24 protein-coding genes are annotated in these 18,360 nt (G+C 36.3%); 4 read left to right on the forward strand and 20 right to left on the reverse strand.

Translation table 11 applies throughout. The annotated features are described in order from the left end of the window. Positions 1–38 precede the first annotated feature (38 nt). The 14 genes from LRP83_RS09480 to LRP83_RS09545 all read right to left on the reverse strand — a co-directional run bounded on the left by LRP83_RS09480 (position 39) and on the right by LRP83_RS09545 (position 12,611). Positions 39–2,207, reverse strand: coding sequence for a DNA topoisomerase III (locus tag LRP83_RS09480; RefSeq protein ID WP_230496456.1), 2,169 nt, complete (start codon positions 2,205–2,207; stop codon positions 39–41). A 97-nt stretch (positions 2,208–2,304) separates the two neighbouring features. Continuing rightward, on the reverse strand, positions 2,305–2,955 hold the full coding sequence (hisIE, locus tag LRP83_RS09485) for a bifunctional phosphoribosyl-AMP cyclohydrolase/phosphoribosyl-ATP diphosphatase HisIE (RefSeq protein WP_230496457.1): 651 nt from the start codon (positions 2,953–2,955) through the stop codon (positions 2,305–2,307). Further along, complete coding sequence (gene hisF / locus LRP83_RS09490) at positions 2,952–3,710, reverse strand: imidazole glycerol phosphate synthase subunit HisF (protein ID WP_230496458.1); 759 nt, start codon at positions 3,708–3,710, stop codon at positions 2,952–2,954. The genes hisIE and hisF overlap by 4 nt, the downstream gene beginning before the upstream one ends. A gap of 1 nt (position 3,711) precedes the next feature. Beyond that, positions 3,712–4,443 carry a 1-(5-phosphoribosyl)-5-[(5-phosphoribosylamino)methylideneamino]imidazole-4-carboxamide isomerase gene (gene hisA, locus LRP83_RS09495; RefSeq protein WP_230496459.1) on the reverse strand — a complete coding sequence of 244 codons (732 nt, stop codon included), beginning with the start codon at positions 4,441–4,443 and terminating at the stop codon, positions 3,712–3,714. Next, positions 4,440–5,078: an imidazole glycerol phosphate synthase subunit HisH gene (gene hisH, locus LRP83_RS09500; RefSeq protein WP_230496460.1), complete on the reverse strand. Its 639-nt coding sequence runs from the start codon at positions 5,076–5,078 to the stop codon at positions 4,440–4,442. Before hisH ends, hisA begins: the two co-directional genes overlap by 4 nt. Continuing rightward, positions 5,079–5,666 carry an imidazoleglycerol-phosphate dehydratase HisB gene (gene hisB / locus LRP83_RS09505; RefSeq protein ID WP_230496461.1) on the reverse strand — a complete coding sequence of 196 codons (588 nt, stop codon included), beginning with the start codon at positions 5,664–5,666 and terminating at the stop codon, positions 5,079–5,081. Between the two features lie 43 nt (positions 5,667–5,709). Further along, positions 5,710–6,975, reverse strand: a complete 1,266-nt coding sequence (gene hisD, locus LRP83_RS09510; protein WP_230496462.1) for a histidinol dehydrogenase — start codon at positions 6,973–6,975, stop codon at positions 5,710–5,712. Between the two features lie 24 nt (positions 6,976–6,999). Next, positions 7,000–7,644, reverse strand: a complete 645-nt coding sequence (gene hisG / locus LRP83_RS09515; protein ID WP_230496463.1) for an ATP phosphoribosyltransferase — start codon at positions 7,642–7,644, stop codon at positions 7,000–7,002. After that, positions 7,641–8,810 carry an ATP phosphoribosyltransferase regulatory subunit gene (locus tag LRP83_RS09520; RefSeq protein WP_230496464.1) on the reverse strand — a complete coding sequence of 390 codons (1,170 nt, stop codon included), beginning with the start codon at positions 8,808–8,810 and terminating at the stop codon, positions 7,641–7,643. Before LRP83_RS09520 ends, hisG begins: the two co-directional genes overlap by 4 nt. A 200-nt stretch (positions 8,811–9,010) precedes the next feature. After that, positions 9,011–9,805, reverse strand: a complete 795-nt coding sequence (gene hisJ / locus LRP83_RS09525; protein WP_230496626.1) for a histidinol-phosphatase HisJ — start codon at positions 9,803–9,805, stop codon at positions 9,011–9,013. A gap of 26 nt (positions 9,806–9,831) precedes the next feature. Next, entirely contained in the window at positions 9,832–11,169 is a 1,338-nt protein-coding gene (locus LRP83_RS09530; RefSeq protein ID WP_230496627.1) for a nucleoside recognition domain-containing protein, read from the reverse strand. A 65-nt stretch (positions 11,170–11,234) separates the two neighbouring features. Then, positions 11,235–11,927: a FeoB small GTPase domain-containing protein gene (locus tag LRP83_RS09535; RefSeq protein ID WP_230496465.1), complete on the reverse strand. Its 693-nt coding sequence runs from the start codon at positions 11,925–11,927 to the stop codon at positions 11,235–11,237. Then, positions 11,920–12,171, reverse strand: a complete 252-nt coding sequence (locus LRP83_RS09540) for a FeoA family protein (RefSeq protein ID WP_230496466.1) — start codon at positions 12,169–12,171, stop codon at positions 11,920–11,922. The genes LRP83_RS09535 and LRP83_RS09540 overlap by 8 nt, the downstream gene beginning before the upstream one ends. 152 nt (positions 12,172–12,323) lie before the next feature. Further along, a complete protein-coding gene (locus LRP83_RS09545; RefSeq protein ID WP_230496467.1) occupies positions 12,324–12,611 on the reverse strand; it encodes a hypothetical protein in 288 nt (95 codons plus the stop codon). A 289-nt stretch (positions 12,612–12,900) separates the two neighbouring features. Here LRP83_RS09545 and cspD point away from each other — a divergent pair, with 289 nt between their 5' ends. Continuing rightward, positions 12,901–13,101 carry a cold-shock protein CspD gene (gene cspD, locus LRP83_RS09550; RefSeq protein ID WP_230496468.1) on the forward strand — a complete coding sequence of 67 codons (201 nt, stop codon included), beginning with the start codon at positions 12,901–12,903 and terminating at the stop codon, positions 13,099–13,101. A gap of 44 nt (positions 13,102–13,145) precedes the next feature. Here cspD and LRP83_RS09555 read toward each other — a convergent pair whose 3' ends face one another. Both LRP83_RS09555 and LRP83_RS09560 read right to left on the reverse strand, forming a co-directional pair. Continuing rightward, entirely contained in the window at positions 13,146–13,334 is a 189-nt protein-coding gene (locus LRP83_RS09555) for a zinc-finger domain-containing protein (RefSeq protein ID WP_435531341.1), read from the reverse strand. Between the two features lie 5 nt (positions 13,335–13,339). After that, on the reverse strand, positions 13,340–13,996 hold the full coding sequence (locus LRP83_RS09560) for a reverse transcriptase-like protein (protein WP_230496470.1): 657 nt from the start codon (positions 13,994–13,996) through the stop codon (positions 13,340–13,342). Between the two features lie 122 nt (positions 13,997–14,118). On the opposite strand from LRP83_RS09560, the gene LRP83_RS09565 reads away from it, so the two are divergent. Both LRP83_RS09565 and LRP83_RS09570 read left to right on the forward strand, forming a co-directional pair. Next, positions 14,119–14,526, forward strand: coding sequence for a reverse transcriptase-like protein (locus LRP83_RS09565; RefSeq protein WP_230496628.1), 408 nt, complete (start codon positions 14,119–14,121; stop codon positions 14,524–14,526). Beyond that, the gene (locus tag LRP83_RS09570; RefSeq protein ID WP_230496471.1) at positions 14,523–15,449 is read left to right on the forward strand and encodes a DMT family transporter; all 927 of its coding nucleotides are present in this window, start codon (positions 14,523–14,525) and stop codon (positions 15,447–15,449) included. The genes LRP83_RS09565 and LRP83_RS09570 overlap by 4 nt, the downstream gene beginning before the upstream one ends. A gap of 7 nt (positions 15,450–15,456) precedes the next feature. Here LRP83_RS09570 and LRP83_RS09575 read toward each other — a convergent pair whose 3' ends face one another. Both LRP83_RS09575 and LRP83_RS09580 read right to left on the reverse strand, forming a co-directional pair. Continuing rightward, on the reverse strand, positions 15,457–15,747 hold the full coding sequence (locus LRP83_RS09575; protein ID WP_230496472.1) for a DUF6123 family protein: 291 nt from the start codon (positions 15,745–15,747) through the stop codon (positions 15,457–15,459). Positions 15,748–15,766: 19 nt separating this feature from the next. Continuing rightward, positions 15,767–16,270 carry a divergent PAP2 family protein gene (locus LRP83_RS09580; protein WP_230496473.1) on the reverse strand — a complete coding sequence of 168 codons (504 nt, stop codon included), beginning with the start codon at positions 16,268–16,270 and terminating at the stop codon, positions 15,767–15,769. 80 nt (positions 16,271–16,350) lie between these two features. Here LRP83_RS09580 and sspL point away from each other — a divergent pair, with 80 nt between their 5' ends. After that, positions 16,351–16,494, forward strand: a complete 144-nt coding sequence (sspL, locus tag LRP83_RS09585) for a small, acid-soluble spore protein L (protein WP_230496474.1) — start codon at positions 16,351–16,353, stop codon at positions 16,492–16,494. A 39-nt stretch (positions 16,495–16,533) separates the two neighbouring features. On the opposite strand, the gene LRP83_RS09590 is transcribed toward sspL, so the two are convergent. Both LRP83_RS09590 and LRP83_RS09595 read right to left on the reverse strand, forming a co-directional pair. Further along, positions 16,534–17,430 carry a 5'-3' exonuclease gene (locus LRP83_RS09590; RefSeq protein WP_230496475.1) on the reverse strand — a complete coding sequence of 299 codons (897 nt, stop codon included), beginning with the start codon at positions 17,428–17,430 and terminating at the stop codon, positions 16,534–16,536. An 89-nt stretch (positions 17,431–17,519) separates the two neighbouring features. Then, positions 17,520–18,353 (reverse strand): sulfurtransferase, encoded by an 834-nt coding sequence (locus LRP83_RS09595; RefSeq protein ID WP_230496476.1) that lies wholly within the window; start codon positions 18,351–18,353, stop codon positions 17,520–17,522. Between the last annotated feature and the right edge of the window lie 7 nt (positions 18,354–18,360).

Here is an 18,360-nt window from a genome sequence, read left to right on the forward strand (position 1 = left end):
TGAGACAAGGAAATTGGTCTCTCACGTTTATAATTTGATTACGTTTGCGGTACTTGTGGGCTGAATGCAAACAGTATCCGTTGCTGCCCACTATCCCAAGATAACATGGCATTAAAGGTTTTATCCTTCCCTTTAAAGCCTTCAATCATTTCTGTCATCCCCGTATTGAGTAATGACTTTACATGCTTTTGAGTGATTGTTTTATCAAGAATTTTTTTGGAAATCGTAAAGGAACAATTTTTCGCCTTATAATTTGTACAGCCATAAAAGCTTCCTTTATCCACTACTGAACCATCACATTTTTTACAATTACCGAGTTTGGTTGAACCTTTACTGCCTTTGAACTTTCTTGGTTCAAATTCATTTTGTATATCAGTCGTGAACTCCCAGGATAGAGAATCTTGCTGGGAATTATCTATTAAATGCAGCACCATTTTCTTCGTTTGTTCCATAAATTGCGATGGGGATGCGGCTCCTTCCGAAATGTCACGAAGTCTTTGTTCCCACTTAGCAGTCATCTCTGGTGAAGCTAAAATTTGATTACCAACAGCTGTTATCAGAATCTTCGCTTTAGCGGTTGCGTATACTAGATTTTTTTGAACTTGGATATAGTTTCGGTCCTTCAACATCGTAATAATTCCTGCGCGAGTGGCTTCAGTACCCAATCCTTCAGTCTTTGTTAACACCTTTTCCAGTTCTTTATCTTCTAAGTGCTTACCCGCGGTTTTCATCACACTAATTAATTGGCCTTCAGTGTACCGTTTTGGAGGTTGTGTTTTGCTTTCCTTTACTTTAACTTTATCGACACGGCCCTCTTCTCCGATTTGAAGATGTGGAAGTACTGTCTCTTTTTCTGAATCCTTCGAAACTATAACCTTTTTCCAACCTTCTTGTAGCTGAACTTTTCCTTTTGAAATAAAAGTGGCTCTTCCATCAACTAATGTTGTAACAGTAGTATATTCAGATATTGATTTATCATAATGTGCAGCTATTAAGCTCCGGACAATTAAATCATATAACTGTTTTTCTTCCGTTTGAAGTTTAGCTATATTCGGAATTTGTTCAGTCGGAATGATGGCATAGTGATCTGTAACTTTTTTCTCATTTACATAACGACTATTACCTTGTATGGATTGAATCGGAAGTGGAAAGTATTCCGCATAGTCTTCTAGTCTGCTAAATTTTTGTAAAATAGACGGGAATGTTTTGGCTTCCTCAGGTGTCACAAATCTAGAATCGGAACGAGGATAGGAGATATTTCCCTTTTGGTATAGTTTTTGAAGGGTATCTAGAGTATTTTTCGGTGACATTTTAAAACGTTTATTTGCCTCCGTTTGAAGTGCTGAGAGATTATATAAATAAGGTGGCAAATACTCCTTTTTTTCAGCTTGAACATCAGAAATAACGGAATTTTTCTTTTCACAAAAGGCTGCAATTTTTTCAGCCATTTCTTTTGATTCGATTCTCGAATTACCGTCTTTTTCCCATTTTCCTACGTACTTATTTTTCCCTGCAATAAAATTCGCTTCTACTTCCCAAAATGGATCAGATACGAATTGTTCTATTTCTAGTTCCCGTTTTACAATTAATGCAAGTGTAGGAGTTTGAACTCTTCCGACACTAAACACATCTGAAAAGCCTTTTTGTTGTAAAAGCAAGCTATAAAGACGCGAAGCATTCATACCAACAAGCCAATCTGAACATGCCCTAGTATATGCTTCAAAATAAAGATTTCTAGTTTCTTGTTCTGTTAATAGATTTGTAAAACCTTCTTTAATGGAATTGGCTGTTAGGGAAGAAATCCAAAGTCTTTTCATTGGTTTTTGTGATTTAGTTAGTCTAAGGATATTTCGGACAATCAATTCTCCTTCCCTCCCAGCATCACCTGCATGGATGATTTCTGTTACGGAAGGATGATGGACAAGTTTATTAATGACATCAAATTGCTTCTGCTTATTTTTTACTACTTCATACTGATATTGTTCAGGAGATATTGGCAATGTTTGTAATGACCATTTTTTATAGGATTCATTATATTTCTCTGGTGCTGCCAATTCACATAAATGGCCAATAGCCCAAGTTACAAAGGCACCGTTTGGGAAAATCTCATTGGGTGAAATTTCAATATAACCAGTTTGCTTTTTTGATTTAAACACGGATGCAAGTGTGGAACCTTGATCAGGTTTTTCCGCTATTATTAATTTCAAATGAATCGCCTTCATTTCTTTTAGGATTCATCTTCATTTTAGGCTTGTCTTGCTCGTTCGTAAAGAAGAAAAAACTCCTTTGTATAAAATAAGGAGTTTAGTTCGGGTCTATTTTGCCATCTTTTCTTTTATTTAAAACCTTTAGCACATCACTAAAAGGAAGTTTTTGTTCTTGTAACAAAACAAGTAGATGATAAATTAAATCGGCCGCTTCCCATTTTAATTCCTCTTTATCGCGGTTCTTTGCAGCAATAATTACCTCAGAGGCTTCTTCCCCCACTTTTTTTAATATTTTGTCTACACCTTTTTCGAATAAGTAGGTTGTATAGGCTCCATCAGGTCTTTCAGTTTCACGTTTTTTAATAATCTGTTCAAGTTCCGATAGAATTTGAAAATCTTTCAAGTTGTTTTGGAGGGTTTCTAGATTTCTATCAAAAAAGCTTTCGTTAAAGCAACTAATGGTCCCGTTATGACATGCAGGACCGGCTGTTTCTACTAAGATTACTAATGCATCCTGATCACAATCGAATTTAATATCATGAATAGTCTGTGTATTTCCACTTGTAGCCCCTTTATGCCAAAGCTCCTTTCTAGATCGACTGTAAAACCAAGTTTCTTTTGTTTCGATAGACTTTTTTATCGAATCTATATTCATATAAGCTAATGTGAGTACTTCTTTTGAAAAGGCATCTTGGACAATTGCTGGAATTAGACCTTTTTCATCAAATTTTAGACTTTCTATATTCATCTGACCTCCACCCCTACCTTTCTTAAAAACGATTTTACTTCTTCAACTGAGGTTTCTTTATAGTGAAAAATGGAAGCTGCTAAAGCTGCATCTGCTTTTCCAACTTCAAAGATACTTTGGAAATGTTCAACATTTCCTGCTCCGCCTGATGCTATGACAGGTACCGACACCGCTTCACTTACGGCCCTAGTTAACTCTTCATCAAAGCCTTCCTTTTCACCGTCTCGATCCATACTTGTTAATAAAATTTCACCAGCTCCAAGATTCACTGCTTCCATAGCCCAATCTACAACTTTCCAATTTGTTGGATTTCGACCGCCGTGTGTATAAACTCGCCAAGAGCCCATTTCTGCATCATATTTTGCATCAATCGCTACCACAATACATTGAGAACCAAAAAAGCTTGCCCCTTCAGTGATCAAGTCTGGATTACTTACTGCTGCAGTATTCAGAGAAACTTTATCTGCCCCAGCTCTTAGTAATCTCTTCATATCTTCTAAAGTGTTAATACCCCCACCGACCGTAAAAGGAATCGCTAGCTCCGAAGCTACCGCCATTATTACATCTACCATCGTTTTTCGACCTTCATGTGAAGCCGAAATATCTAGAAATACAAGCTCATCTGCCCCTTGTTCATCATAAAACTTTGCCAACTCAACAGGGTCACCTGCATCTCGTAGCTCTAGAAATTGTATTCCTTTAACGACACGACCTTCTTTTACATCCAGGCAAGGAATGATCCGTTTGGTAAGCATACTAACTTTTCACCTCTTTCAAGGCTTCTTCTAAAGTGAATTTCCTTTCATATAGGGCTTTACCAACAATCACTCCGGTTACTCCCTGATCACTTAAAGCCTTTAAGGCAAATAAGTCTGCTAAATGACTAACACCGCCAGATGCAATAACCTGTTTCCCGGTTTCCTTTGCCATTTCTGCTAACGCTTCTAAATTGGGACCTGATAGCATTCCATCTTTTGCAATATCCGTAAAAATAAGCGAGTCTACTCCTGCGTAAGCAAATCTTTTTCCTAAATCTACAGCTTTTACTTCAGATGTATTCAGCCAACCGTGTGTCGCAACATACCCATCTTTTGCATCAATTCCTACTGCTATGTGTTTTCCATATTTTTTTATCATCTCTATGGCAAAACTTGGTTTCTCCACCGCCATACTTCCGATAATGACACGTTTAATACCATGCTCTAAGTAGTGAATAACGTCCGATTCACTGCGAATGCCTCCACCTATTTGAACGTTAATATCCAGTTCCTTGGCAACCTGAATAACAAATGAATCGTTTATTCTTTTCCCACCCTTAGCCCCATCTAAATCAACCATATGAATCCATTTAGCTCCTGATTCGGCAAACTGTTTGGCCATATCAAATGGTGAATCACTATATACCGTTTCTTTATCGTAATCACCTTGTAGAAGACGGACGCATTTACCGTTTCTCATATCTATCGCGGGATATATAGAAAAATTCAAGACAGCTTCATCCTTTCCTCTACCAAATCGACAAAATTTTTAAAGAGCTGCATACCAAGTTTACTACTTTTTTCTGGATGGAATTGCATACCTAATATATTTTGGTTTCCAACTACAGCAGGTACTTCTATATGATAATCGCTACTAGCAATTAGAATATCCTTATCATCCGTTTTGACATAATAGGAGTGAACAAAATAGACATGGCTTTCACTTATTTTATTTAATATGCTTGAAGAACGTTTGTAGGTAAGTTTATTCCACCCCATATGAGGTACTTTATAGTTTATTCCATCATTTGATTTTCCTGAAAACCGTACAACTTGCCCTGATAATAAACCTAATCCCCTTGTAAACCCATTTTCTTCACTTTCTTCAAATAGTAGCTGCATACCTAAACAGATTCCTAATAACGGTTTGTTTGTTTCGGCAAATCGTTTAATTAACTCTGAAAGACCAGATTCATTTAGTCGAAGCATCGCGTCTCTAAAAGAACCTACTCCAGGGAGTATAAGACCATTTGCATTCATTAGTTTTTCGCTTTTATCTGAAATAAAGTATGGAACATTTAATCTTTCAAGTGCTTTACTTACACTAAACAAGTTCCCCATTCCATAATCAATGATGCCTATCATTTATAACATTCCTTTCGTTGAGGGAACTCCTTTTATTCTTGGGTCAATTGTTGTTGCCTCATCAAGCGCTCTAGATAATGCTTTAAATATAGCTTCAATGATATGGTGGGTGTTTTGACCGTAATGAACAATGATATGCAGATTCATTTTAGCTTCAAGCGCCAGTTTCCACATGAATTCATGAATTAATTCTGTATCAAATGTCCCAACCTTTTGACTTGGAAATTGGGCACGCATTTCAAAGTGAGGACGATTACTTAAATCTACTACCACCTGGGCTAATGTTTCGTCCATGGGGACAAAGGCATTTCCATAGCGTTTGATTCCCTTTTTATCACCTAGCGCTTCACGCAATACTTGACCTAAACAAATACCAATATCCTCTGTTGTATGATGATCATCCACATCGGTATCTCCGGATGCATCGACCGTTAAATCAAACTGTCCATGCTTAGCAAACAAATCTAACATATGATTGAGAAAAGGTACGCCGGTTTTTATGTTAGCTTGACCTTCACCATCAATATTCAAAGTCAGTTCAATATTTGTTTCATTTGTTTGTCTTTTAAAACTAGAAACTCTAGACATTTCATTACCTCCGAACCTATTCCATTAACTAGTATTTGATTGACTATTTAAATCTTTCCTCAACGGCTCTAGCATGTGCTTCCAGCCCTTCCAAACGGGCGAAAGCTGCTATTTTATGTACATTTTGATTCAGTGCTTTTTCACTATAGTAAATAACACTAGATTTTTTTTGGAAATCTTCTACATTTAATGGACTGGAAAATCGTGCAGTTCCATTAGTCGGCAACACATGGTTTGTTCCTGCAAAATAATCCCCCACTGGTTCACTACTGAATCTACCTAAAAAAATGGCTCCTGCATGCTTTATTTGCCCAAGATACTCCATTGGATTTTCTGTTAAAATCTCTAAATGCTCTGGGGCTAACTCGTTTACGATTGAAATCGCTTCATCCATAGATTCTGTCACATAAATGACGCCATAATCTTGAATAGATTTTTCAGCAATTTTTTTTCGAGGTAGTTCAATTAATTGTCTTTTCACTTCCTCGGCTACCGCTTCTGCTAATTCTTGCGAAGGAGTAACTAACACACTAGAAGCTCTTTCATCATGCTCTGCTTGTGATAATAAATCGGCTGCCACCTCGTTTGGTCGAGCTGTTTGGTCAGCAAGAATAACTATTTCACTTGGACCAGCAATCATATCGATATCGATATCACCAAATACTTCCTTCTTTGCTAAAGCAACATAGATATTTCCTGGGCCAACAACCTTATCTACTGGTCGAACCTGTTCAGTTCCATATGCAAGGGCAGCAATTGCTTGGGCTCCACCAATTTTATATATCTCTTTAACTCCCGCTACTTTTGCAGCAACTAGTACTGCCGGTGGTATTTTCCCATTTTCCCCTGGTGGTGAAACCATTACTATTCGCTCAACTCCTGCCACCTTCGCAGGTATAACATTCATTAGTACTGATGAAGGATAGGCCGCTGTCCCTCCTGGTACATAGACACCGACTGAATCAAGAGGAGTTATTTTTTGTCCTAGAATAGTCCCATTTTCTTCAGTTGTCATCCATGAAGGGCGAAGCTGTTTCATGTGGTAAGAGTGAATATTTTCTGCAGCTTCCTTTATTACATCCACCATATTTTCCTCAATTACTTCAAATGCTTCGTCAAATTCCGTTTGTGTAACGGAAAAGAGTTCGAGATAGCTATCATCATATTTTTCAGTAAATTCCCTAACTGCTTCATCTCCTCGTATTCTGACTTCCTCAATGATAGCTTTTACTTGCAATAACTGCTCTTGTGTTCCACTCTCAATAGAACGTTTAATAGAGACCGATTCACTCACTCGTTTAATTTTCACTTATACCACCCTTTTGTCAGCATTTTACGAATTAATGCTTTCAGAATTTATCACGTGATTCAATCTATCTACTAAATCGTTTATTCGTTTATCCTGCATTCGATAGCTTACAGGGTTAACAATTAAACGAGAGGTAATATCGGCAATTCTCTCGTATTCTACTAGCCCATTTTCCTTAAGCGTTCTTCCAGAGGATACAATATCCACTATCCGGTCAGATAAGCCAATAATTGGAGCAAGTTCTATCGACCCATTTAATTTAATAACCTCTACTTGCTCACCTTGTTCGCGGAAATACGCAGCTGCGGCATTTGGGTATTTTGTTGCCACTTTCGGTGCCACATTGTTCATTTTTGTATTAGGGAGACCTGCTACCGCTAAATAACAGTGGCTTATTTTTAAATCTAACAGCTCATAAACATCTCTTTCTTCCTCAATCATTACATCTTTTCCTGCTATTCCTAAATCAGCTACACCATGCTCAACATAGGTAGGTACGTCCATTGGTTTTGCCAAAATAAATCGGAAGTTCTCGACTTCAACTTCAATAATTAATCTTCTTGAATCTTTAAATTCAGGTGGGAGATTATAGCCAGCTAGCCTTAAAAGTTCTACTGCCTCTTCAAATATTCTCCCCTTCGGCATAGCAATGGTTAAGAATGGGTTCATGTTGATACTCTCCCTCCTGCTTTGCCTATTAGGAAGGTGATTTCCTCGTATTGATCTGTACAGGCATCAATATGATTAACACCGTTTATATCCTGAAGGACTACTTTTAATCCTTCCGCTCTTTTCATTTTTGCGATTTGAAAAGCTTCACTACGCCTTTCTTCAGAAAATAGTATACATTCCGATGGAGTAATTTCAGGTAATGGACCTAACGCCTCCACCAATCGATCTAAACGAAGAGCAAATCCTGTTGCACTTGTATTTTTGCCGAACTTTTGAAACAGTCCATCATATCTTCCTCCATTTCCAATAGGGAACCCAACCTGCTTCGCATAAACTTCAAATAAAATCCCTGTGTAATAGTTCATATGGCTGACAAGGGTTAAATCAAATTTCAATTTTTCCTGATTTCCATAATCATCCATGGTATCCCACAACTTTTTCAATTGAAGTACAGAATCCTTCCCTTGATCGTATTCCACTAAATCTATAGCTTGATTGATTACTTCTGTACTTCCACGTAGATTTAGGAAGTCTAATAATCGTTGTTTATCAATGGTAGAGAGGGATAATGAATTGACATGCTCACGGTAGCCAACATAATTCTTTTCATATAAGAATTTTATTAAGGTTTTAGCTCGTTCTTCAGTCCCTAAAATTTGAAGAAATAATTCTTTCAAAAATCCAATATGGCCAATTGAGATTTGGAAATCTTCTAAACCAACTTCCTTTAATGCAGTAATCATTAGGGCAATAATCTCACCATCGGCACTAACTGTCTCATCCCCAATAAGTTCTACACCAATTTGTTCGAATTCAGCAGGTCTACCGCCTTCCCTTTGCTGGGCACGATAAACATTTTCTGAATACGCCAGTCTTAAAGGATAATTTTCATTAAATATTTTGGAAGCCGCTACACGAGCTATTGGTGCTGTCATATCTGGTCGTAAAACGAGTGTATGCCCTTGTGGGTCTAATAATTTAAATAATTGCTGATTAAGGATAGCTGAAGCAGCACCAATCGTTTCATAATATTCCAACGTTGGCGTTTCGATAAATTGGAATCCCCAGCTTTTCATCACATCACCAATTGAATTTCGGATTTGACTTTTTGTTTCATATAATTGCGGTAGAGTATCTCTCATTCCTAATGGTTTTTCAAACATAAATAATCGACTAATGGAAATTCACCTCTTACCAATTCTCTTTCGCTTTATCACGCTAATATATTAGAGTATTAAAGATATATGTAGTTTACATTGGAATTTGTATTCGGTCAATAAAAAAATAAAAAGACTTGCCTTATTTAAGACAAGTCTTTTTATTGGTTATTTCTATCTAAAGTTACTTAGCCGAACGGAGTTATTTATGGTATACAAATTGAATCTCTCCCCTGATTTAATTCTTTGACTTGATGGGCATCAGATCCATATACAAGTGGTATTTGAAGTTTTTTGGCTTGCTTAATAACCCATTCAGGAGGATAAGTTTCCCTACATAAAGGCTTGGCTGTACCTGCACCATTATAATCCAGCTCATACTCCTTTTCTTTCACGAGAGTTAACAGGTCGAATATTTCCTTTTCAAAGCTTTGATTTGAAGGGAATTTCTTATGGAATTTTTTTATTAGTGTCATATGGCCGATTCGTTTAGGTTTGTAATTTCCTAAATTGGCTTGTATAGAAAGCTTTAAGGTTTCAAAGTATTTCTTGTAAATTTGGTCTATCGAACCGTAATCGCTAATCATTTGATTAAATAAATCTGGACTATAGTCCACACAATCATATCGAGAGCCATTCTTTAAAAAATGGACAGACAAAATGGAATCGTCTAATTTAGGACCATATTCATTCAAGAAGCACTTTGTTTCCTCTTCGAAGCCTTCTATAAAATCAATTTCTAAACCAACATTAACCTTTATTTTCTTCTTGTAATCTATTTTCAACTTCTCTACTTCAATTAAATATTCTTTAAGTTCAACCATCCTCATCGCACTATCTTCTGTTGGAGTTGTGTCGACAAATCCATTTGGCAAAGGGGCATGCTCTGTAAAAGATATTTCATCAAATCCTAGTTTTATAGCCTCTTCAACATAATTTACCATTTTATCTTTTGTACCATGCGGACAAAATGGACTATGAATATGGCCATCCTTTTTAATCATCAGTTAGTAGCCCCCATTAATTTTTAGATTAAATGTAACGTTCTTACCAAATACGTTATTACAAAAGTAACAAAAAAAGCAATTACTGTTGGTATTAAAAAGGCTAAAAATGTCCATTTAGGACTTTTCGTTTCCTTATAAATGTTTAGTAAAGTAGTACCACACGGATAGTGTAGTAGGGAAAATAACATCATATTTAGTGCGGTTAACCAAGTCCAATCGTGATTCAAAAAGATCTGTTTCAAATCACTTATTCCTTCAACATCAATCAGTGCCCCTGTGGATAAATAGCCCATTAATAAAACAGGTAAAACGATTTCATTTGCTGGAAGCCCTATTATAAAGGCCATAAGAATATACCCATCTAAACCTATCGCTTGACCAAGTGGGTCTAGGAAATGTACAACGTGTAACAGAATACTGGTATCACCAATCGTAATGTTTGCCAAGACCCATGTTAGAATGGCTGCTGGTGCTGCGACTTTAATGGCACGATAAAGTACTGCGATAGATTTTGTTAATGATTCTCTTATTACCGTATCAAAAATTTTCGGTTTCCGGTAAGGTGGTAGCTCTAATGTATAGTGAGTAGGTACTCCCTTTAACAACGTTTTAGATAGCGCCCACGATACAACAAAAGTCACAATAATTCCAAATACTACGATACCAACAATTACCCCTGTTGTTACAAGTGATTTCATTCCACCTGTTAATCCCGCTGCCATGAAAAGTGATGCTAAAACGATTAATGTCCCCCAACGCCCATTACAGGGTACGAAGTTATTTGTTAAAATAGCCAGCATTCTTTCTCTAGGAGATTCAATGATTCGAGTTGACATGATTGCCGCAGCATTACATCCGAAACCCATCGCCATCGTAAGAGATTGTTTTCCATGGGCTCCAACACTCTTAAAAAGTCGGTCTAAATTAAATGCAACACGGGGTAAATAACCATAGTTTTCAAGCAAGGCAAACGTCGGGAAAAATATGGCCATTGGAGGTAGCATAACGGCTATTACCCAAGTTGTACCTCTGAATAAACCTAGGACAAGTATGCCATGCAACCAACCAGGTGCATGTAAATATTGAAACATCATTGTCAAATACCCTTCCACCCAAACAAAAAATTCGGCAATCATGCCAGAGGGTACATTAGCCCCAGCAATTGTGATATAAAAAACAATGGCTAACATGGCTAACATGATGGGAAAGCCAATTATTGGAGATGTCAAAATAGAATCAAGCTTTTCCGTTACCTGATCTTGTTTAGATTTGGAATAGTGAACTCCTGATTTCATTAATTGGTTACTTTCTTTAAATAAATTTTCAACAATTCGATCTCTAAAATTTTCTGTTCTCATTTTAGTAGCTTCATCTATTAGGCTTTTAAACTCAATTTGTTGTTGATTCAATTTGATATCCATCTTTAATGTACCTCCTCCCCAAAGTAATTATCTTCTATGGCTTTTATAAGGCTCTGATCTCCATCTAACATTCGAATGGCAAGCCATCTAGTAGGTAAACGATCTCCAAATATAGCGATTAACTTCGTTTCTAGGTAATTAATATTTGCTTCGGTTTCTGCATCATATTTAATGGTATTAGGGTTACATGCAATAACTCCATCTATTAAACGATCAATCGTGTCGAGTAATGCAGGTATTCCTGTTTTATTCCTCGCAGAAATCTTTACAACCGGAACACCTAATTTCCTCATAAATATTTGTTCGTAAATTTTCATACCTCGTTTTTCAGCTTCATCTATTAGATTTAAACAAATAACAACATTTTTTGAAATTTCAAGCACTTGCAAGGCAAGGTTTAGATTTCTTTCTAATGCTGTTGCATCGAGAACTACTACCGTTACATCTGGTTTCTCAAACAGCACATAATCCCTTGCCACCTCTTCATCAAGGGAATTTGAATAAAGGGAATAGCTACCGGGTAGGTCAATCATTCTATATGATTTATTTTTAAACTCAAATGTTCCCTCCTTTAATTCAACAGTCTTTCCAGCCCAATTTCCCGTATGTTGTCTCAAGCCTGTTAGTGTATTAAATAACGTACTTTTTCCAGTGTTTGGGTTTCCTACTAACGCGATACGATAATATTCACTCAAGACCCATCAGCTCCCCTACTATTCTCTGACTCTCTTCTTTTCTTAAAGCGATCAAGGTTTGACAAACTTGGAAAGCGATAGGGTCTCCTAGAGGACTTTTTCGTACTACTTCAACAATTGCCCCCGGTACAAAGCCTAAGTCAAAAAGTCTTCGCCTCATAACACCCTCCACCAAAATATTGGTTATTTTTATCAACTGACCCTTTTTTCCATCTGCTAATCGAATTTTTTTAGTTGCATCCATTTGTTTTTCCTCCATCTTATAATGTTTCCCTAAACCAACTTTTATTTATAGTATGAATCTATTCGTAATTTGTCAAACTTATTATGAATTTCTCCAAAAAAAAAACTGCACCTAAAGGGCAGCTTGTGTAAAGGATTTTTTTGAAGCTTTACTCATTTTTGAAATGGTTTCATTCTCGATTCTTTTTCGACATACCAATTTTCATTCATGACAACATTAGATATGGTTAAGATTAAAGATGGAATCCGTTCTACGTCAAAGACCAATAAACCCATTTTCTCAGTAAAAAAGCAAAAGGCGCTTCCATGTGAAAATCGAGATAGATCCTTGCCTAACTGGATGAGGAGACTGATTATCTCCTGTCGCTCCGCGTGTTCTAAAAAAATATGTGGCGAAAATCTTAAAATCCAAGTCTCACCATCTATCGAAAACCGATACATACAATCACCCTTTTATCGCAGATTATTAATAAATATGTGAGAGTACAAACGTTATGTATAAGACTTTTTATTTATATCTTTGCACTAATTACAGTCCTAAACTATAGTGAAATAAATAACAATGAACGAAATTTAAATTTTCAAAAAACTCCATAACAATTCTTGACTGTAATATCAGTTCGTTGTATATTAAAAACATCATTTATACTATTTTTCTATTAAAAAGTAAAAATGATAATATTTAACTTTTTTGACCAAAGGTGTCTTGAAAGGCTTAGGAGGAAGAGTTATGCAAAATGGTAAAGTAAAATGGTTCAACAATGAAAAAGGCTTTGGATTTATCGAGGTTGAAGCAGGAGACGACGTATTCGTTCACTTCTCAGCAATCACTGGTGAAGGCTTCAAATCTTTAGAAGAAGGTCAAGAAGTTTCTTTCGAAGTCGTTGAAGGAAATCGTGGACCTCAAGCTGCTAATGTAGTAAAGCTTTAATATCTAATCAAAAAAAACACAAGGCTGGCTTTCCGCCAGCCTTTTTATTTTATCAACATTTCACCAAACTCTTTTATTTTTTCTCCAACCGTACATTCGGTTATACAAAAACGATGTGCATGCCTTCTACCTTTTTCTTGCTTCAAATGCTTATGGAGAAAACAATCTTGGCAGTAGTATGTTTGGATTGAATCCAAGCTAGCCAAAATTTCCTGTTTCTTCAATATTTTCACACCCTTTAAATAATTTGCATTTTACTATGAATTTTCTTTCCTTCAAGTGCTTGGGTAGCAAGTTTATCAGCTTCTTTATTATCCTTGCGTAAAATAGATGTATATCTTGGCTCAATCCCCATCGTTTTTAGTTTTTGTTCAATTCGATCAAGCCAACGATTGAATTCTTCCTCGTAACATGGCCATTCACCTTCTAATTGTTTCAGGACCACCTGGGAGTCACCCTTGAATTCACATACCATATTTTTAACACCTAATTCCTCAAGTGTATTTACAGCAAAATAAAATGCAGCGTATTCCGCTTCATTGTTTGAATTGATATTCGAAAATTGTTCATTTGACCGAACTCGAAACTTCTTTTTTCCCTCTTTAAAATAGATGACTGTACCTAATCCCGCTTCATTAATTGCCTCATTATATCCTCCATCAAAATAGACAGTAATATCATGTGGTTCTTCCTCTACCTCAACAGTCAGCTTCTTCATATCCTTTAATGTCCAAGAAGTGCCCAATTCATCATAAAAAAATAACTCTGCTGCTTTTCCTGATTTTTCTATTTCTTCCCCTAACTCAATTACTTCATCTCCATCCACCCATTCAGAATGAAAAATAACGGATGATTTCCCTTTCCTTTTATAACTCCACTCTATTTTGTATTTCATAACATTCAGCCTCTCTTTTTCGAATTCTTCTACCCCATCACTGAATATTGCCTTATTTTTTTCATAACAATCCATTTATGTTAAACTTATCATTATTGTATGTAATTTACGGAGGAATTAGCATGATTGAAGTATATATTGATGGAGCAACTGCTGGCAATCCAGGTCCTAGTGGAGCTGGAGTTTTTATAAAAGCCAACGGAACAGTCGAACGATTCTCCATTCCTTTAGGAATAATGTCTAATCATGAAGCAGAATACCATGCACTAATTAAGGGATTAGAAATATGCTTGGAAAAGAAGTTTATGACTGTCTCGTTTCGAACAGATTCAGAGCTTGTGAATCGTGGCATAGAAAAAGAATTTGCCAAAAATAAAGCATTTGCTCCACTATTAGAAAAGGCACTGTTGCTTTCACGACAGTTGGATTTATTTTTCATGAAGTGGATTCCAAGTAGTGAAAATAAAGTAGCCGATGAACTAGCACGGTTGGCAATTAGAAAAAATGAGGAGTACGATTCATCACAATGAAAAAATCAACTTTTGCAGATCTTAGCTTATTAATTGTTGCCTTTATTTGGGGGACAACATTTGTACTAGTACAAAATGCCATTTCAACAATGGAACCATTCGCTTTTAACAGTTTCCGATTTTTTATTGCTTTTGTTATTTTATTCTTAAGTTTGTTACTATTTCAAAGAAAACAACTTCAATTTTTATCTAAGAGGATTGTAATTTCAGGTTTTCTGCTTGGATTTTGGCTATTTCTAGGTTATGCCACCCAAACACTTGGTTTACTTTATACCACTTCATCTAAAGCAGGTTTTATTACTGGGCTAAGCGTGGTTCTAGTCCCATTCTTTTCGTTCTTGCTATTAAAACAAAAGCCAAGTTTCCCTGCAGTAATCGGGGTTAGCATTGCGACAGTTGGTTTATTTCTATTAACTATGACGGATATCGCTGCCTTAAACATAGGAGATTTCTTTGTCCTTATTTGTGCCTTTGGATTTGCGATGCATATTATTTTCACAGGCAAATATAGTGAACAATTTCCTACTTTACTTTTAACAACGATACAAATATTAACTGTATCCATATTATCTATGATTAGTTCTTTCATTTTTGAAGATTTTAACGAGATGTTGAAATTAAGTATTATTTCTTCTCAGAGTGTTATTATAGCGTTGATTGTCACTTCAGTCTTCGCCACTGCACTTGCTTTTTTTGCTCAAACTAGCTTCCAGAAATATACGACTCCTACGAGAGTAGCTTTAATCTTTGCGATGGAACCAGTTTTTGCTGCGATTGCGGGCTACTATTGGGCGAATGAACGATTATCGATTAGTGCCATCATGGGTTGTCTTTTTATTTTTTTAGGTATGGTATTTGCTGAGCTACCTGTTGAGCGCTTCTCTAGATTTCGCAATAAAATGGCCTCAAAAGAAGCCAATTAGGGACTGATTACTCAGTCCCTAATGCTATTAATTCTTGATCTTTAATAAATTGGAGTGCTTCTGCCTTTGTACTTACTTTTTGATGAGAAAGGGTTTCCAAAAGCGAAATATAAAAACTTCCATCAAAGCTTTTTTGTGCTTTTAAGGTTATTTCAATGGCTGCAATGATCACTTCGTCTGGAGCATTTGTAAAATGTTTTCCGAAGTAAATAAATCCAATTGCATCCTCTTGTAATTGAAACCCCTTTGCTTTCATTTTTAATAAAAATTCTTCCAATTTGTTGCTCATTTTCCCCATTCTTTGTTCCCACTCTTTCTTACATCCAGTTCCTAAATTTTACTTTAAATTTTGACATTTTTCTATCTTTTTTTGTTAAGCAATAGCCCAATGTCCCTGTTAAAACACCGAAAATCGCTCCACCAATTACTTCATCTGGCTCATGCCCTAGCATTTCCTTCAACTTATCTGGGGACTTTTCCTCAAATTTAACTGGTCGATCCTCATGGATTTTGTCGATTAATTCATCCAAATCGTTAACCTTTAATGTGAGATGTCCCGTTTGTCTTCTTACTCCTTGAGCATCATACATAACAATCAACCCATAAACAAGGGATAAAGCAAAATCGACAGTGGGAACGCCTCTTGAGAGGGCCACATACGTTGTCAAGGATGACACGCCAGCTGAGTGGGAGCTTGGCATACCCCCAGTTTGATAAAATAACTCTGGTCGCCATTCCCTCTTTCTTATATAATGAATCGGTATTTTAGCTGCCTGAGCCAAGCCAATACTTGCCAATGCGATATAAACACCTTTATTCAAATTCATCACCTCTTATCTATTTTGAAGTTCACTGACTGTTATTATTCGAAGAGGTCATACTAAATATTGGAGGTGAGAAAATGGGTAAAAATAAGAATCATCACACAAATCGCGGTGTTAAAGCACCTGGGGTAAATCCACAAGGATACGGCCAAGATGCAGAATTTGCAGAAGAACCGAAAAGCAAATTAGAAAACGCTGCTAAAAAGAAGAATACGAAATAAAAAATGGGGATTACTCTTTTATGAGTAACCCCCAATCATTTAAGCATATTCTTTTTCATCAGCTAAGTATCGATGTATTCCTTTAAGCTCAACTTCATCAAGCATATTAATAACTTTATTTCTATTGTAACGAAGCTCTGAATCCGAAATAGAGCATGAAACAGGAACATCACATTTAATTTCAGCAAGTGTTCTACTTAAATGCAACATATCTAAGCTTTGCTCTATTTTTGTACGGTGTGATTTTGATAAGTCATTTAAATTTTCAAGAATTCCATCGATACTTTCAAACTGCTGTAGTAGCTTTAACGCAGTTTTTTCACCAATTCCCTTTACACCTGGGTAATTGTCACTTGGGTCTCCCATTAACCCTTTCAAATCAATCATTTGACGAGGTGTAATACCTTTTTCTTCATAAAAACTATCTGGTGTATGGACTTGGTAATTTCCAAAGCCTTTTTTCAGCAGGACAACAGAAATATTCTCTTCTAATAATTGAAGTATATCTTGATCTCCAGTTAAAATGGACACTTTCATATCGTCTTTTAAGGCTTTCGCAACCGTACCAATACAATCATCTGCCTCGTATCCTACAAGTCCAATATTAGGGATATCAAACGAAGCAACAACTTCTTTCACTAAATCAAATTGGGGTATCAACTCGATAGGTGCTTCGCCACGATTCCCTTTATATTCTGTATAGAGTTCACTTCTAAATGTCTTACTTCCCATATCCCAACAAACTGCAAGATGACTAGGATTAAAGGATGAAACAGCTGTTAACATATGTTTAAGGAAGCCCGAAACAGCATTTGTTGGTATTCCTTTTGAATTAATTTGAAAATGTCCAGTAATGGATGTTGCGTAAAACGCTCTAAATAGTAAAGCCATTCCATCAACTAGCATAATATGTGAGGTTGCTTGTTTTTCATTCATTTCTAGTTCCCCCTATATGTTCATAATAACATTTTTCCATTATAACATGAGGAACTAGTTAACAGAAAAATAATCATTTCCATTTAGATTTAGATGCCTTCAATTTTATTATCTTCATAAGATACCCAATCGCTATAACTGCCTACATATAGCTTAAGATTATTAAAGCCCAGTTCATCTAAAACTAAGTAATTAGGAGCAGCCGTTACACCTGATCCGCAGTAAACGATAACCGAAGTATCTTTACCTACTTCAGAAAAACGTAATAATTGTTCAGAAAGTGACTTAAATTGCCCATTTTCAAAGCCATCATTCCAAAATTTATTAATGGCTCCAGGTATTCGCCCAGCCACTTTATCAATTGGTTCCTCGATTCCAAGATATCGTTTTGGTTCTCTTGAATCAATTAATATCGTATTTTGTGTTCCCTCTTCTACAATGCCTTTAACTTCTTCATAGATAGCCATTCTTTCTGGCTGAAGTCTGATTTCATAGGTTGCTTTTGCTGGTTCTGGGATGTTGGCATCAACAGGATAACCTGACTGTTCCCAATTTTTATAACCACCGTTTAGCACAAATACCTCCTCATGACCTAGATATTTCATTAACCACCATAATCTTGCGGCAAATGCACCTTCACCATTATCATATGCAACAACCACTGTTTGATTTGATATGCCTGCTGATTCCAAAAAGGCTGAAAGGGATTGTAGATTTGGCAATGGATGACGCCCCCCATGTTTTACAACGGGTCCAGATAAATCTTTTTCTAAGTGACAATATACCGCACCAGGAAGATGTGATAATTGATAAGCCTCCTCCCCTGCACGAGGATTGGCTAATGAAAATCTGCAGTCTAGAAGAACAAGATTAGGTGAACCTAACCTTGACTTCAACCACTCCTTATCAACAATATTTTTCACTACTTCT

The sequence above is a fragment of the Pseudoneobacillus rhizosphaerae genome, from assembly GCF_917563885.1.
Taxonomy (GTDB): domain Bacteria; phylum Bacillota; class Bacilli; order Bacillales; family Cytobacillaceae; genus Pseudoneobacillus; species Pseudoneobacillus rhizosphaerae.

Bases quoted from the DNA above. Each gene is read 5' to 3' on its own strand.
- hisIE (WP_230496457.1), bottom strand. From the start codon at position 2,955: ATGAATATAGAAAGTCTAAAATTTGATGAAAAAGGTCTAATTCCAGCA.
- hisF (WP_230496458.1), bottom strand. From the start codon at position 3,710: ATGCTTACCAAACGGATCATTCCTTGCCTGGATGTAAAAGAAGGTCGT.
- hisH (WP_230496460.1), bottom strand. From the start codon at position 5,078: ATGATAGGCATCATTGATTATGGAATGGGGAACTTGTTTAGTGTAAGT.
- hisB (WP_230496461.1), bottom strand. From the start codon at position 5,666: ATGTCTAGAGTTTCTAGTTTTAAAAGACAAACAAATGAAACAAATATT.
- hisG (WP_230496463.1), bottom strand. From the start codon at position 7,644: ATGAACCCATTCTTAACCATTGCTATGCCGAAGGGGAGAATATTTGAA.
- LRP83_RS09520 (WP_230496464.1), bottom strand. From the start codon at position 8,810: ATGTTTGAAAAACCATTAGGAATGAGAGATACTCTACCGCAATTATAT.
- LRP83_RS09530 (WP_230496627.1), bottom strand. From the start codon at position 11,169: ATGAGAACAGAAAATTTTAGAGATCGAATTGTTGAAAATTTATTTAAA.
- LRP83_RS09540 (WP_230496466.1), bottom strand. From the start codon at position 12,171: ATGGATGCAACTAAAAAAATTCGATTAGCAGATGGAAAAAAGGGTCAG.
- LRP83_RS09545 (WP_230496467.1), bottom strand. From the start codon at position 12,611: ATGTATCGGTTTTCGATAGATGGTGAGACTTGGATTTTAAGATTTTCG.
- cspD (WP_230496468.1), top strand. From the start codon at position 12,901: ATGCAAAATGGTAAAGTAAAATGGTTCAACAATGAAAAAGGCTTTGGA.
- LRP83_RS09560 (WP_230496470.1), bottom strand. From the start codon at position 13,996: ATGAAATACAAAATAGAGTGGAGTTATAAAAGGAAAGGGAAATCATCC.
- LRP83_RS09565 (WP_230496628.1), top strand. From the start codon at position 14,119: ATGATTGAAGTATATATTGATGGAGCAACTGCTGGCAATCCAGGTCCT.
- LRP83_RS09570 (WP_230496471.1), top strand. From the start codon at position 14,523: ATGAAAAAATCAACTTTTGCAGATCTTAGCTTATTAATTGTTGCCTTT.
- LRP83_RS09575 (WP_230496472.1), bottom strand. From the start codon at position 15,747: ATGGGGAAAATGAGCAACAAATTGGAAGAATTTTTATTAAAAATGAAA.
- sspL (WP_230496474.1), top strand. From the start codon at position 16,351: ATGGGTAAAAATAAGAATCATCACACAAATCGCGGTGTTAAAGCACCT.
- LRP83_RS09590 (WP_230496475.1), bottom strand. From the start codon at position 17,430: ATGAATGAAAAACAAGCAACCTCACATATTATGCTAGTTGATGGAATG.